The organism is Nocardia testacea NBRC 100365 (assembly GCF_000308775.1).
GTDB classification, from domain to species: Bacteria; Actinomycetota; Actinomycetes; order Mycobacteriales; family Mycobacteriaceae; genus Nocardia; species Nocardia testacea.
Genome location: NZ_BAGJ01000270.1, coordinates 67,639 through 80,512 on the forward strand (window position 1 = coordinate 67,639; position 12,874 = coordinate 80,512).

Sequence of the window (12,874 nt, forward strand, 5' to 3'; positions counted from 1 at the left end):
AAACATCCGGACAGGCGGAGAGGCCGGGAATACCCTTCCCGGCCCCTCCTGGAAAACGAGTGGGATTCGAACCCACTACCGTCGGAATGAGAGTCCGATGCTCTACCGAATGAGCTATCGTTCGTCCCACCTGTGATCGCCGAATACGCGGGTGTGGTTCATCGTGAGTAACCCCGCGCGTTTCCTTTACGCCACAGCGGCAGGGAGAGCCGCCACCGGGAATCGAACCCGGATCTCGGGGGTGCATCGCAGCACATCCGCCCGTCGAGCGATCGATGGAATTGTTGAGCTTGGAGCAAGAAGCTGAACTTGTCGGCGGGCCCTGGCAGCACCCGCCCGGTATGAACGTGAACTTCAGTTTCAGATTGCGCTCCATCCCCCCGCAGGGGGAGTCTGTGTGTCCGGCTAACCGAACAGGTAGCCGAGGATGGCCCGGCCGGGCTCGACATCGGTCACCGGTGTCGCGTTCGCCGTCTCCCGGGCCACGCGCACCGCGTCGAGCAACTTGCCCAGCCGCTCCTCGATATCACCGACCTCCTTCGCCGGCAGCGCGCCGGAGAACTTCGTGGTGGTCCACCGGCCGACCACCACATCCTCGTGGTACACCTCCACCTGTGCCGGGTGCTTGTCGGTGGCGGGGGCCAGCACGTGGTTGCGCGGCACCTTCTTGGTCCGCACCGTCTGCGACGGCTGGGTGGCGTAGCAATCGCTGACCTCGTCGAAGGACCACGACTCCGCCGGATCCAGCGTGGGCAGCTTGGCGACGAACTTCTTCAACTCGCTGAGCTGCTTCTCCAGGAAGAGCAGGTAGGTGACCGGCAGGTCGCGGGCGACGGTGACACCGTCGACGGTCACATCGGCCTTCGCCGAGCAGTTCGCCGTATCCTTCGTAGCGGTCACATCGAACAACCGGGTGAGCGTGCTCTTCATATCGGCGATCACGTCGCGCGCGCGCACCTGCACCCGCTTGGACTCCGCGGGCAGCTCCTCACCCATATCGTCGAGTGGACGGTAGGTGCGGGAGATACCGGCCAGCAGATCGGCTTTGCCCACTCGCTGATAGGCGGCGGTCACATCCGCGTTCGCCTGCGACTTCGCGCCCTTCTCGATGGCGATGAGCTGATTCAGCTTGGTGGACAATGCTTTTCCCTCCTCCGGCCACCTCGTCGCGACCGGGGAAAACCGTAACCGAGCAAGACCGGAGCATGCCACCGATTATTCGGCGCCGGAAACGGTGCGACACCACACCACGGTCCCGGCCGCGTCACTGCCGCCCGGCGCGGGAGTCGTCAGACCCGGCCGGGGGCCCGCTGCGGCGCGGTTGCGGGATCACCGGCCTCCTGGCGGCTTTCCAGCCACATACTCACCGCCACCGCCACATACGCGGCAGCGGCCGCCAGGCCCGGCAGGATGAGCATCAGCGAAAGGAACGAGAGGAACGAAGACACAGGCCCTCCTGGAGCGCGCGACGGGGAACTGCCGAGCCGGTGCGCCGCACTGCGTCACCGCCCTGCCCGGACATACCCACGACCGCGCGGCGAAACGTGTGAGAGTCCGCGGATCGGGGTGACGGTGGCCACTTCCGCAGTGCGCGAACGGCGGTAGGCGGGAGCAGATCGGTCGCGTAGAGACACATGGACCGGCTCCGCGCCGGGCCGCGGCGATGTCGGCCGGTCGGTGGACAGGAACGGCGCGGGGCGTCTGATAGGACTGAACAGGTGGATACCGCGCAGCGATCGGCCGGGCCGCCGGAGGAGGGCGGCGAGGTCCGCACCCGCTGGTTCGGCCTGTGGGACGGCTATCTCGCCGTCGCTCTGGTCGTCGCATCGGTCTTCCTGGTCACCGGTACCGGCGCGCCCCCCCGGTGCTCGCACGCTCGCGGTCGTGCTGCTCGTCGCGCTCGTCCCCTGGTACGCCGCGCTGGGCCGACCGGCCGTGCTGGCGGAGGACCACGCCCGCGGAGCTCTGTTCGCCGCCGGGCTGCTCCTGGGTTTCGCGGCCGCGGTCCTGGCCGACCCGGCGGCGACATTCGCGCTGTTCGCGGTCGCTCCGTTGCTGGTCATGTCGCTTCCGCTCCCCGCCGGTTCCGTCGCGGTCCTGCTGGCCCATCTGTGGCCGCTCGTCTGCGCGATGCTGCGGGCGCACCACATCGACCGGCAGGTGCTCGGCCGGCTGCCCTACCTGGTGCTGGGCGCCGCGCTCGCCACCGTTCTCGGCCTGTTCGTCTCCCGGGTCATCGGCCAATCCCGCCAACGGGCCGAGATGATCGACGAGCTACGGCACAGCCGCGGCGAACTGGCGCGCCTGTCCCACGAATCGGGCGTCGCGGCCGAACGCGATCGACTCGCCCGCGAGATCCACGACACCCTGGCCCAGAGCCTCACCAGTATCTCCGCCCTGGTACAGGCCGCCGCCGCCGATCTCGAACGGTCCCCGGACCGCGCCCGGAGCCATCTGGACCTCGCGCGCCGTGCCGCCGACGAAAGCCTCGCCGAGGCGCGCGCATTCGTCGCCGACCGTACTCCGCCGGTGCTGGCTCGCCACTCCCTCGTGGCGGCGGTGGCCCGCGAGGCCCGGGCCCACGCCGACCGCTACGGGCGCGCGGTCGATTGCTCGGTGCAGGGCACGGAAGTGCCCGTGGCCACCCGGGCCGCGGTCGTGGTGCTGCGTGCCGTTCAGGAATCGCTGACCAATATCGCCAAGCACGCACCCGCGGCCCGCACCGTCACCCTCGTCCTGGACTACGGCGACGACCACCTGACCGCCGAGATCACCGATGACGGCCCCGGTTTCGACACCACCCGGGCCGGCCGCGCCGACCTCGCCGGACCGGGTAGCGGTCACGGTGTGGCCGGGGCGCGCACCCGGGTCAGGGCGATCGGTGGCCGGTTCGATATCCGCAGCGCGCCGGAACAGGGAACCACCGTGCGGGTCACCGTCCCGTTCACCCCATGACCAGAGCCGAGGAGATCCGTTGACCGTGCGCGTACTGATCGCCGACGATCACCCCGTCGTCCGTGCCGGTATGGCCGCCGTGCTCGATACCGGCGAGGATATCGAGGTGGTCGGTGAAGCCGGCTCCGGCGAGGAAGCGCTCCTCCGGTGCGCGACGCTGCGGCCCGATCTGGTTTTGCTGGATATGCGTATGGGCGGTATCGACGGCGCCGAGACCACACGACGGATCCGGGAACGGGACGGTGCGCCGCGGATCGTCATACTCACCACTTACGACGACGCCGCCGATATTCTCCGCTGCATCGAGGCGGGCGCCGTCGGCTACCTGCTCAAGGGCAGTTCCCGCACCGAGCTCATTGCCGCCGTGCACGCCGCCGCCCGCGGTGAGACGGTCCTGACCCCCTCGTTGGCGCCGAAGCTGCGCGAGGCGCGCTCGGCACCGGCGGAACCGCGACTGTCCACCCGCGAACGTGATGTGCTGGAGCTGGTCGCCCGCGGGTACAGCAATCCCGAGATCGCCGCTCGGCTCTATATCGCCGAAGCGACGGTGAAGACCCATCTGCTGCGTACCTTCAAGAAACTCGGTGTCTCCGACCGCACCGCGGCGGTGACGACCGCGCTGGGCCGGGGAATCATCCACTTGTAGCCGGAGCGCGCCGCACGGTGGCGGATCGGTCACGAGCCGACACGCTCGGCAGCAGGTGTACTCCCACCGCCCGGGTGCCGCGGCGGCACGCCACCGGAGTCACCGGCGCCGGAGTGGTCCGGCCGCCACCGATCGGCCTGGACCTCGCGGCGGAGTCCCCGGAGGCAATGGCGGCATCGCCGCCGAGATCGCGGCCCGGTGCCGCGGCGGCACCCGGGCACGACGGCGCCGTCTCGATCGACCGTCCACCGTGGCACCGGCACCGCTGTGCCGGTCGCACGGGTCCGGGTTTGAGTCGCGGCGTCCGGGTTAACCGCCGCCCATGGACGCTGCCGGTACGCACAGCGAAATAGCCCTCGAAGTGGACGGACGGCAGCGGACGCTGCGTGTCGACCACCGCGTCACGCTGCTCGACGCGTTGCGCGAGCGGCTCGGCGTCACCGCCCCGAAGAAAGGGTGTGACCACGGACAGTGCGGTTCGTGCACGGTGCTGCTCGACGGCCGGCGCGCCACCACCTGCCTCACCTTCGCCGCCGCCCACGACGGGGCGCGGATAATCACCGCCGCCGGCCTGGCCGACGGCGACCACCTGCACACCGTCCAGCAGGCCTTCCTCGACCAGGACGGGTTCCAGTGCGGCTACTGCACGCCGGGCCAGATCTGCTCCGCGGTGGGGATGCTGGAGGAGGTGAAGGCGGGCAACCCGAGCTTCGTCACCGAGGACCTGGCCGGCGAAGCCGAATTGTCCGATGCCGAGATCCGGGAGCGGATGAGCGGCAACCTGTGCCGTTGCGCCGCGTATCCGAATATCGTGGCGGCGATCCGGCAGGCCGCGCGGTGATCCCGTTCGAGTATCGGCGTGCGGACAGTACCCGGGACGCGGTGACCGCGGTGGCCGGACGCCCCGGGGCGGCGTTCCTGGCCGGGGGCACCAACCTCGTCGACCATATGAAGCTGGGGGTGGCCGCCCCCGACCTGCTCGTCGATGTCAGCAGGCTGCCGCTGGGCGAGATCGACGAGACCGCGGACGGCGGGCTGCGGGTGGGTGCGGCCGTCCGCAACAGCGATCTGGCGGCGCATCCGCTGGTCCGGCTGCGCTATCCGGCCCTGTCGCGGGCTCTGCTCTCCGGTGCTTCGGGCCAGCTGCGTAATCTGGCCACCACCGGCGGGAACCTGTTGCAGCGCACCCGGTGCGTGTACTTCCAGGATGTGACGACACCCTGCAACAAACGGGAGCCCGGCAGCGGCTGTTCGGCGCTGGGTGGGTACGTGCGCTATCACGCGGTGCTGGGCGCTTCCGACCAGTGCGTGGCGGTGCACCCCTCGGATATGGCGGTGGCTCTCACCGCGCTGGACGCCCGCGTCGTGGTCGAGGACGTCCACGGTGTGCAGCGCGTCCCGGTCACCGATTTCTATCGCCTGCCCGGCGACAGCCCCGAACGCGACACTGTGCTTCGCCACGGGCAGCTCATCACCGGGATCGAACTTCCGGCGCCGCCCGGCGGGGTGGTCGCCGACTATCGCAAGGTGCGTGACCGCGCCTCCTATGCCTTCGCGCTCGTCTCCGTCGCCGCCGAACTCGCCATCGGCACCGACGGTGCTCTCCGTTCGGCGCGGGTGGCGCTCGGTGGTGTCGCGCACCGGCCCTGGCGCGCCCGCCTCGCCGAAGCCGAACTGGCCGGTGCTCCGGCTACCGTCGAGACCTTCGAGCGGGCGGCCCGGGCCGAACTCGCCGCGGCCCGGCCGCTGGAAGGTAACGAGTTCAAGGTCGAACTGGCCCGGCGCACAATCGTGTCCACACTGCGCGACCTCACCGGAAAGGCACAGCGATGACGTCCATCCCGGCTGCCTCGATGGGGGCGCCGCTCGCCCGGCTCGACGGGTACGCGAAGGTCACCGGTACCGCCCGCTACGCCTTCGAGCACGATGTGGGCGATCCGCTCTACCTGCACCCGGTACAGTCCACCATCGCCCGCGGGACGGTGCGTGTCATGGACACCGGCCGCGCCGCCCGGCTCCCGGGCGTGGTGGCGGTGCTGACGGTGTTCGACGCGCCCGCACTCGCCGACACCTCCGACGGCGAGCTGAGCATCCTGCAGGACGACCGGGTCCATTTCCGCGGCCAGCTCATCGGCGCGGTAATCGCCGAGAACGCCGAAACCGCCCGGCAGGCCGTGGATCTCGTGCGCGTCGACTACCGAACCGAACCACACCATACCGAGCTGCGTACCGACGATCCCGGCCGTTACGCACCCGACCAGGTCAATCCGTCCTTTCCGACCGACACCGACGATGGTGACGTCGACGGGGCGCTGGCCGGGGCGGCGGTCCGCATCGACCGGACCTACCGCACACCCGCCGAGCACAACAATCCGATGGAACCGCACGCGTGCATCGCGGTGTGGGACGAGTCCGGGGACCGCACGCAGGTGACGCTCTACGATTCGACCCAGGGGGTGCACGCGGTCCGTACCACGCTGGCGCCGCTGTTCGGGCTCGAGCCCGCACAGCTCCGGGTCGTCGCACCCCATGTCGGAGGCGGGTTCGGCGCCAAGGGCGCGCCGCACGCCCATAATGTGCTCGCGCTGATGGCGGCCCGGCGCACACCCGGCCGGCCGGTGAAATTCGCGGTCACCCGGCAGCAGATGTTCTCGCTCGTCGGCTACCGGACCCCGACCGTCCAGCGGATCGAGCTGGGCGCGCAGCCCGACGGCACCCTGACCGCGCTCACCCATGAGGTGTTCGAGACGACCTCGCGGGTCAAGGAATTCGCCGAGCAGACAGCGGTCGCCTCGCGCATGATGTATGCCACCCCCAACCGGCGGACCTCCCATCGGCTGTCGCCACTGGATGTCCCGGTGCCGTTCTGGATGCGCGCCCCCGGCGAATGCCCCGGAATGTACGCCGCCGAGTCGGCGATGGACGAACTCGCCTTGGCCTGCGGTATCGATCCGATCGAACTGCGTATCCGCAACGAACCCGACGCCGACCCGGAGACCGGCAAACCCTGGTCCGGGCGGCGTCTCACCGAATGCCTGCGCACCGGAGCCGAACGGTTCGGCTGGGCGCGCCGCGACCCGGCGCCACGCGCCCACCGTGCGGGGGATTGGCTGGTCGGCACCGGGGTCGCGGCCGCGACCTATCCGGGGGGCTCGATGCCGGGCAACAGCGCGCGGATCGAATACGATCCCGGCGGTCGCTATATCGTCGGCATCGGAGCCGCCGATATCGGAACCGGCACCTGGACGGCGTTGACCCAGATCGCGGCCGACGCGCTCGAGGTCGACCCGGACCGGGTGCGCTTGCGGATCGGCGATACCGACCTGCCGGAAGCCAGTGTTGCGGGCGGCTCCACCGGGATCAGCTCGTGGGGTTCGGCGATAGTGGCCGCGGCCCGCGAGTTCCGGCACGACCACGGCGGGAACCCGGCGGCCGGGGCACACACCACCGCACAGGCGCCCGAGAATCCCGATGCCGAGAAGTACGCGCTGCACTCGTTCGGCGCGCAGTTCGTCGAGGCGCGGGTGCACTCCTACACCGGTGAGATCCGGATACCGCGGATGCTGGGGGTGTTCTCGGTCGGCCGGGCCGTCAATCCGCGGACGCTGCGCTCCCAGCTGATCGGCGGTATGACGATGGGGATCTCCGGTGCCCTGCACGAAGAGAGCGTGCGCGACCATCGATTCGGTCATATCGTCACCCAGGATCTGGCGTCCTATCACATCAGCGCACACGCCGATGTCCAGGATGTGGACGCGATCTGGCTGGACGAGGTGGACGAGCACGCCAATCCGATGGGTGCCCGGGGTGCCGGGGAGATCGGAATCGTCGGGGCCGCCGCCGCGGTGGCCAACGCGGTCCACCACGCGACGGGGATACGGGTGCGGACGCTGCCGATCACCGCCGACGCCGTGCTGGGCTGAGCGATCCGTCCACCTGGCGGCCGCGGTTCACCCGGTACGGTCACGCACAACTGCCCGCGCCCGCCCGCCGGTGGATCAGCCGCCGCCGCCCGGCCGAAATGTCCTGCGGGCGTGGCCGTAGCGCGGCTCGGCCGCCGCTTTCGACGGCCGTACCATGGGGTATGCCCGTAGAGTCGGTTCGCTTCGCCGGGGAGGCCATGGATATCGCGGTGCCGTGCCGGCCGCTGCGGGTGGCGGGGGTCGCCATGGCGGGTTTCCGCGGTCGCGTGACGGAACCGGCGGAACTGCCGGTCGTTCCCTATCCGGCCTCGACCGTTTTCCTCGACTTCGGGGATGTCGCATTCGTCGACGAGCTCCGCGGCACCCGCGCCCAGGGCAGCTGGGTGGTCGGGCTCGGCTCCGTCGGTGTGCGCGGCGGCGGACGCGAGGTCGACCTTCTCCAGGTGCGGTTGTCGCCGGTGGTCGCCCACGCGGTTCTGGGAGCCCCGCCGGGTCCGGATGCGCCGGTGATCGGCCTGCAGGAACTCTGGGGCCGGGATGTGGCGCGCCTTCGCGACCGGCTGCGCGCCGCGCCCTCCTGGGACGAGAGGTTCGCGCTCGTGGAGACTGTCCTCGGCGTCCGGCAGGAGGCGAGTCGAGCGGCCGACCCGGAGATCGTGCACGCCTGGCGGCGAATCGTGGCCGGCGGCGGGCGCGTCCGGGTCGAGCGGGTGGCGGACGAGGTGGGGTGGAGTCGTAAGCGGTTGTGGTCGCGGTTCCGCGCTCAACTCGGGACGACACCGAAGCGGGCCGCGCAGCTGGTCCGTTTCGACCGGGCGGCGCATCGCCTCTCCCGAGGGCACAGTGCCGCTCTGGTATCCGCGGAGGGCGGGTATGCCGACCAATCCCACCTCCACCGGGAAGCCGCCGCCTTCACCGGGCTCACACCCACGGCTCTGGCGACCGCACCGTGGCTCTCGATCGATCCCGTGGCATGGCCGGCGCCGGCGTACGCGGCCGGGCGCTGAGGAACTGCCCGCCGAGGTGCTCGTCCTCGTCCGACGGCACGGGAAACGCCGCGGTATCGCCGATACACGCCGCCGGCCTCGCTGGGCTCGCCCCCGCCCTCGTGGTCGTACCGACCCTGGACTCGCTGGCCGACCACGGACGCCGGTACGCGCAGCGGTTGCGCGAATCCGGGACTCCCGCCGATATCGCCGAACACCCCGGGGCACCGCACGCGTTCGTCACATTGCCGGGTGTGGTGCCACAGGCCGCGGCCGCGCGACGGCAGATCACCGATTTTCTCCGCGCGCGCCTGGCGGGGACCCCGGAGCCCTCCACCCGGCCGGCGCCGGCGCGAAACCGGTGACCACCGGATTTCGCCCGGGCGCCTGGAACCGACGCTGATCAGGAGTGGGCGAAGGGGAACTCATCGCACAGTCGGCCGGCGAAGCGGAGCTCGGCGTGTTCGCGCATCCGGGGCCCGTAGACCGGATCGCCGGAGAGCACGGTGTACCCGGTGAATTCGCGTTCGCTCGCCGACCACCCACGGGACATCGGCGTAGAGGAGCGCGGAAGCGCCCGGATCGCGGCGGATTCGCGTCAGGACCCGGTCGGTGAGGGCAACTCCGTGGGCGGGATCCGCCGGGTCGATCGACATGCCCGCAACATACTCGAGCGGTCCGACCGGCAACTCGATGAGGCCGGGCGGAAGGACGTCTCGCCGGACGGCGGACCGGACTCAGGGGCGGGGCACGGCGTGTAGCGTCACCTCGCTCAACTCGCCGGAGTGGATACGGACGGTCAGGTAGGTGTGCTCGGGCTGCCGTCGGCGATCGGTCGGCGAACCCGGGTTGAGCAGGCGCAGGCCGGTGTCGGTGACACTGTCCCAGGGGATGTGGCTGTGGCCGAAGACCAGCACATCGGTGTCCGGGAAGGCCGCGGCGCAGCGGCGGTCACGGCCTTTCGCGGGCCCGGTCTCGTGCACCACGGCCAGGCGCAGTCCGGCGAGGTCCGCGCGAGCGATCTCGGGCAGCCGGGCGCGCAGCTCCGGGCCGTCGTTGTTGCCGTATACGCCGATGAGACGTCTGCTGCGTGCTTCGAGCCGGTCCAGCAGCGCGGGTTCCACCCAGTCACCGGCGTGCACGACGACATCGGCCGCGTCCACCTCGTCCCAGAGGACCGCGGGCAGGTCCCGGGCCCGCTTCGGTACATGCGTATCGGACATGATGAGCAACCGCATGGGTCCGGTGTAGCACCCGGGCACCGGTTCGTCGCGTTCGCCGGCAGAAGTGGCGCCGGCGGGTCCGCTGCCATTCACCGGGCGGGGGTATCCCGGCCGGGCAGCGCGGGACCGGCTGCGCCGCCGATCGCCGTCTCGCGGGTTCCGGCAGGTACCGACCTTCTGGAATCGACGTCGGTTCGCCCGCGGCTAGAGCACGACCGGATGATCGGAGACCACGCGTCCGCCCAGATGCACCCAGCCGTCCGGGTCGTGCCGGGTGAACAGTTGCGAACCCTGCCCCTGGGTGATGGTGAGGTCGCGTTCGAGCCGGGCGGTGAGGGCGATGGCGGCCGCCCCGGTGGCCTCGTCCTCGGGGATGCCCATGGCGGGTGCGAACATGCGGGCCCGGACCGCACTGCGCTCCGGGTCGGTCCAGGACCAGACGTAGTGATGGCCGCTGTCGAAATCGGCGGGTGCCACGGTGGCGAGGAATTCGGGGTCGTCGAATTCGTGGAAGGTGAATTCGGGGGCCCATTCCGGCCGGGCCCGTACCCAGACGAGACCGGCGTCGGCGGTGACGGCCACCGGACCGGCGGGCACCTCCAGCGTGCCGACCGGTGTGCCCTGATCGGCGAGCCACCAGGCCGTCCCGACGGTGGGGTGGCCGGCGAAGGGGAGTTCGACAGCCGGGGTGTAGATGCGTAGCCGGGCGATCTCACCGGCCGGCGCCTCGACCACGACCGTTTCGCTGTAACCGAGCCGGGCGGCCAGCGCCTGGTGGTCGACGCCTTCCACATCGCCGGCGCGGGCGATACCCAGGAGATTTCCCCACCGGCCCGCGGGATCGGTGAAGACCCGGACGACCTCGACCTGTGTACTGTCCTGCTCTGGCGCGCGCACGAGGACAGACTAGTCGAATACGACCACCGGCCCGCGAAGCCCCGGCGTCGCGGACACGCCTCGCGGCGGAGGCCTGCGGCCCGGCTCCGCGGTGGATCCACCACCGGGCACGCCGTCGGCGGCCGCCAGGGGGGTCACCCGGGCGGCCGCCGACGGCGGGAACTCCGCTCGCACGCCGCACGCCGCACGGCGCGATGGAGCGGTGATCGGTTGTCCGCGGGTCAACGGTCCTGATGCGAACGCTGGCGCGTTTCCTCCAGGTCGGCCTCGGAGCGGGCCTTCTCGGCTTCGGCTTCCTTCTGCGCGACCTCGCGTTGCGATTCGGCCTTGTCCTGCTGGGCGATGCCCTCGTCGCGCAGATCGTTGTGCCCGGTCACGGTGCCCGCGACCTCCTTGGCCTTGCCCTTGACGCCCTCGACAGCGCCTTCCAGTCCTTCCCGGGGGCCCGTTCGATTCTCGGCCACGATATCTACCTCCGATGTCGAGTGTTCGGGTGGACACAGGGCGCGTACCCCGCATCCGCCGGTTCAATCCGGATCGCCGAGCAAGGTTCCGGTGTGGCCGAGGCCGGGCCGGACACGCGGCGGCGCGCCTCCGCTCCGGCCCCATGAACGGTGAGCCGCTCGCCCGGAAGGGGGCGGGAGGCGACCTCGAGGGCGCGGCCGCGCGCACCGGCTGTGCCGCGAACCACACCCGGTGCGGGATTCCGGCTCAGGGGTTGAGTGTGCCGCTGCGGCATGGTTTTTCCTTGTTCCGAGCGCGAAAAGCCATACGGGAGGACGGAACAACCATGACGGAACAGCGCACGGACCGGACCGGTGGCGACCCCACGCCGCCGGCCGCCCTACCGAACGCTGGCACGGCCGCGGAGACCGATGCCGCCGGGCCGCGGCCCACGCTGCTCGACCAGATGGGCGGGCCGATGGGGTTCGTCTACTCGACCATTCCGGTTGTGGTGTTCGTGGCGGCCGACGCGGCCTGGGGTCTGCCGGCGACGATCGGGGTCTCCGTCGCGGTCGGTCTGGTACTCACCGTGTTCCGGGTGCTGCGCGGTGAGCGCCTCTCATCGGCTGCCGGTGGCCTGCTGGGGCTGGTGGTCGCCGTGGGGATCGTCGCGTGGACCGGGTCGGCGAAGGATTTCTTCGTCCTCGGGATCTGGGTGGCCCTGGCCGGCTTCGTCGTCACCTTCGGCTCGGTGCTGGCCCGCCGGCCGCTGACCGGCGTGATCTGGAACGTGCTGCACGGCGGCCGGCGCGCGTGGCGTACGGATCGGGCGGTGCTACGTGCGCACGATATCGCCACCCTGGCCGCCGCGGCGGTGTTCGGTACCCGGTTCGTGGTCAAGGAATGGTTGTACCTCGCCGACTCCACGACCTGGCTGGCCGTCGCCAAGGTCACGCTGGGAACGCCGCTCACGGTTCTCGCCGCGCTGGTCGTGCTCTGGGCGTTCCGTCGCACCACCAGGCATCTCGGGAAGTAGTGGCGGGTCGCAGGGCGCACCCCGCCTCCGGCAGTGCGGGAACACCGGCCCGCCGGCGCACGCCGGCGGGCCGCGCGGCGCTGTTCAGGCGCCGAGCAGCCGGATCTCGGTCTCGAGTTCGGCGGCCTGCACGGTCAAGGCATTGTCGTCGGGGTCCGCGCCGATCCGGTCGATCAATGCGGCCCGGGTGATGACGGGCAGCCCCTGGGCGGCGACGTCGGGATCGGTCTCGACCCGCACCTCACCGCCTGCCAAAGCCAGGGTGGCCTGCGGATCCTGCGCGTCGAGTAGCCGGCGGAGGTCGTCGGGCGCGACCTGGGTGTGCGGTGGCCGCGGCGTGCCCGCGGCGGAGGACGGGTTTCCCGGTGTGCGGTTCTCGGAATTCATGGTCCCCGGTTGCCCGGCCCGGCCGGAGGGAAACCTGTGCCGGTCGGCATCTGTTTTCCACTCCCGACCCCCACCCGGGGGTGATCGAAGTGCCGACGCCCGAGCAGACACTGCGGTTGTGTCCGGCCGGACGAGTTTCGACGTGACGGCCGGGCGGGTCGGGAACGCGCGCCGGAGGGCAATCAGTCGGGGTTATGCCCCTCGAGGACCCCGGCGAGTGCCGACGCGACAAGTGCCACGGCACGATCGGGATCGTCGGCCAGATCCCGCAGTATGCCCAGCGCCAGAGGTACCGGCATCTCGGCGAGGGCCTGGGTGAGGCGTATCCGCACCGCCGGCTCGGCGGTGTGCGCGGCGAGTTCCGCGGCCAGGGCATC

At 70.9% G+C, this 12,874-nt stretch carries 15 protein-coding genes, 1 tRNA gene and 1 pseudogene; 8 read left to right on the forward strand and 9 right to left on the reverse strand.

The annotated features are described in order from the left end of the window. Positions 1 to 51: 51 nt before the first annotated feature. The 3 genes from ON38_RS30875 to ON38_RS36525 all read right to left on the reverse strand — a co-directional run bounded on the left by ON38_RS30875 (position 52) and on the right by ON38_RS36525 (position 1,448). Positions 52 to 124, reverse strand: a tRNA-Glu gene (locus tag ON38_RS30875). A 281-nt stretch (positions 125 to 405) separates the two neighbouring features. Then, entirely contained in the window at positions 406 to 1,140 is a 735-nt protein-coding gene (locus ON38_RS30880) for a DUF7873 family protein (RefSeq protein WP_039828638.1), read from the reverse strand. A 149-nt stretch (positions 1,141 to 1,289) separates the two neighbouring features. Beyond that, positions 1,290 to 1,448, reverse strand: coding sequence for a hypothetical protein (locus ON38_RS36525; RefSeq protein ID WP_157182016.1), 159 nt, complete (start codon positions 1,446 to 1,448; stop codon positions 1,290 to 1,292). Between the two features lie 436 nt (positions 1,449 to 1,884). On the opposite strand from ON38_RS36525, the gene ON38_RS30885 reads away from it, so the two are divergent. From ON38_RS30885 to ON38_RS30915, 7 genes are all read left to right on the forward strand, one after another. Further along, complete coding sequence (locus ON38_RS30885) at positions 1,885 to 2,955, forward strand: sensor histidine kinase (protein WP_051165507.1); 1,071 nt, start codon at positions 1,885 to 1,887, stop codon at positions 2,953 to 2,955. Between the two features lie 25 nt (positions 2,956 to 2,980). After that, a complete protein-coding gene (locus ON38_RS30890) occupies positions 2,981 to 3,601 on the forward strand; it encodes a response regulator (RefSeq protein ID WP_218000871.1) in 621 nt (206 codons plus the stop codon). A gap of 322 nt (positions 3,602 to 3,923) precedes the next feature. Beyond that, positions 3,924 to 4,442 carry a 2Fe-2S iron-sulfur cluster-binding protein gene (locus ON38_RS30895; RefSeq protein WP_039828641.1) on the forward strand — a complete coding sequence of 173 codons (519 nt, stop codon included), beginning with the start codon at positions 3,924 to 3,926 and terminating at the stop codon, positions 4,440 to 4,442. Continuing rightward, positions 4,439 to 5,434, forward strand: coding sequence for an FAD binding domain-containing protein (locus ON38_RS30900; protein WP_039828642.1), 996 nt, complete (start codon positions 4,439 to 4,441; stop codon positions 5,432 to 5,434). Before ON38_RS30895 ends, ON38_RS30900 begins: the two co-directional genes overlap by 4 nt. Then, a complete protein-coding gene (locus tag ON38_RS30905) occupies positions 5,431 to 7,524 on the forward strand; it encodes a xanthine dehydrogenase family protein molybdopterin-binding subunit (RefSeq protein WP_039828644.1) in 2,094 nt (697 codons plus the stop codon). Before ON38_RS30900 ends, ON38_RS30905 begins: the two co-directional genes overlap by 4 nt. Positions 7,525 to 7,685: 161 nt before the next feature. Then, on the forward strand, positions 7,686 to 8,531 hold the full coding sequence (locus ON38_RS30910; protein WP_039828646.1) for a helix-turn-helix domain-containing protein: 846 nt from the start codon (positions 7,686 to 7,688) through the stop codon (positions 8,529 to 8,531). Next, positions 8,498 to 8,875 carry an alpha/beta hydrolase gene (locus tag ON38_RS30915; RefSeq protein WP_039828647.1) on the forward strand — a complete coding sequence of 126 codons (378 nt, stop codon included), beginning with the start codon at positions 8,498 to 8,500 and terminating at the stop codon, positions 8,873 to 8,875. The genes ON38_RS30910 and ON38_RS30915 overlap by 34 nt, the downstream gene beginning before the upstream one ends. 38 nt (positions 8,876 to 8,913) lie before the next feature. On the opposite strand, the gene ON38_RS36530 is transcribed toward ON38_RS30915, so the two are convergent. The 4 genes from ON38_RS36530 to mbp1 all read right to left on the reverse strand — a co-directional run bounded on the left by ON38_RS36530 (position 8,914) and on the right by mbp1 (position 11,094). Then, positions 8,914 to 9,063: a hypothetical protein gene (locus tag ON38_RS36530; protein ID WP_157182017.1), complete on the reverse strand. Its 150-nt coding sequence runs from the start codon at positions 9,061 to 9,063 to the stop codon at positions 8,914 to 8,916. A 184-nt stretch (positions 9,064 to 9,247) separates the two neighbouring features. Further along, on the reverse strand, positions 9,248 to 9,748 hold the full coding sequence (locus ON38_RS30925) for a metallophosphoesterase family protein (RefSeq protein WP_039828692.1): 501 nt from the start codon (positions 9,746 to 9,748) through the stop codon (positions 9,248 to 9,250). 189 nt (positions 9,749 to 9,937) lie between these two features. After that, on the reverse strand, positions 9,938 to 10,630 hold the full coding sequence (locus ON38_RS30930) for a PhzF family phenazine biosynthesis protein (protein ID WP_039828651.1): 693 nt from the start codon (positions 10,628 to 10,630) through the stop codon (positions 9,938 to 9,940). 221 nt (positions 10,631 to 10,851) lie between these two features. Beyond that, a complete protein-coding gene (gene mbp1 / locus ON38_RS30935) occupies positions 10,852 to 11,094 on the reverse strand; it encodes a microaggregate-binding protein 1 (RefSeq protein ID WP_039828653.1) in 243 nt (80 codons plus the stop codon). Positions 11,095 to 11,420: 326 nt separating this feature from the next. Here mbp1 and ON38_RS30940 point away from each other — a divergent pair, with 326 nt between their 5' ends. After that, a complete protein-coding gene (locus ON38_RS30940) occupies positions 11,421 to 12,110 on the forward strand; it encodes a DUF3159 domain-containing protein (protein ID WP_039828655.1) in 690 nt (229 codons plus the stop codon). A gap of 84 nt (positions 12,111 to 12,194) precedes the next feature. Here ON38_RS30940 and ON38_RS30945 read toward each other — a convergent pair whose 3' ends face one another. Beyond that, positions 12,195 to 12,497 (reverse strand): hypothetical protein, encoded by a 303-nt coding sequence (locus ON38_RS30945; RefSeq protein ID WP_039828657.1) that lies wholly within the window; start codon positions 12,495 to 12,497, stop codon positions 12,195 to 12,197. A 182-nt stretch (positions 12,498 to 12,679) separates the two neighbouring features. Next, positions 12,680 to 12,874, reverse strand: a pseudogene (locus ON38_RS30950) (MerR family transcriptional regulator); the annotation flags it as partial.

Bases quoted from the DNA above. Each gene is read 5' to 3' on its own strand.
- ON38_RS30895 (WP_039828641.1), top strand. From the start codon at position 3,924: ATGGACGCTGCCGGTACGCACAGCGAAATAGCCCTCGAAGTGGACGGA.
- ON38_RS30905 (WP_039828644.1), top strand. From the start codon at position 5,431: ATGACGTCCATCCCGGCTGCCTCGATGGGGGCGCCGCTCGCCCGGCTC.
- ON38_RS30945 (WP_039828657.1), bottom strand. From the start codon at position 12,497: ATGAATTCCGAGAACCGCACACCGGGAAACCCGTCCTCCGCCGCGGGC.
- ON38_RS30915 (WP_039828647.1), top strand. From the start codon at position 8,498: ATGGCCGGCGCCGGCGTACGCGGCCGGGCGCTGAGGAACTGCCCGCCG.
- ON38_RS36530 (WP_157182017.1), bottom strand. From the start codon at position 9,063: ATGTCCCGTGGGTGGTCGGCGAGCGAACGCGAATTCACCGGGTACACC.
- ON38_RS30940 (WP_039828655.1), top strand. From the start codon at position 11,421: ATGACGGAACAGCGCACGGACCGGACCGGTGGCGACCCCACGCCGCCG.
- ON38_RS30925 (WP_039828692.1), bottom strand. From the start codon at position 9,748: ATGCGGTTGCTCATCATGTCCGATACGCATGTACCGAAGCGGGCCCGG.
- ON38_RS30910 (WP_039828646.1), top strand. From the start codon at position 7,686: ATGCCCGTAGAGTCGGTTCGCTTCGCCGGGGAGGCCATGGATATCGCG.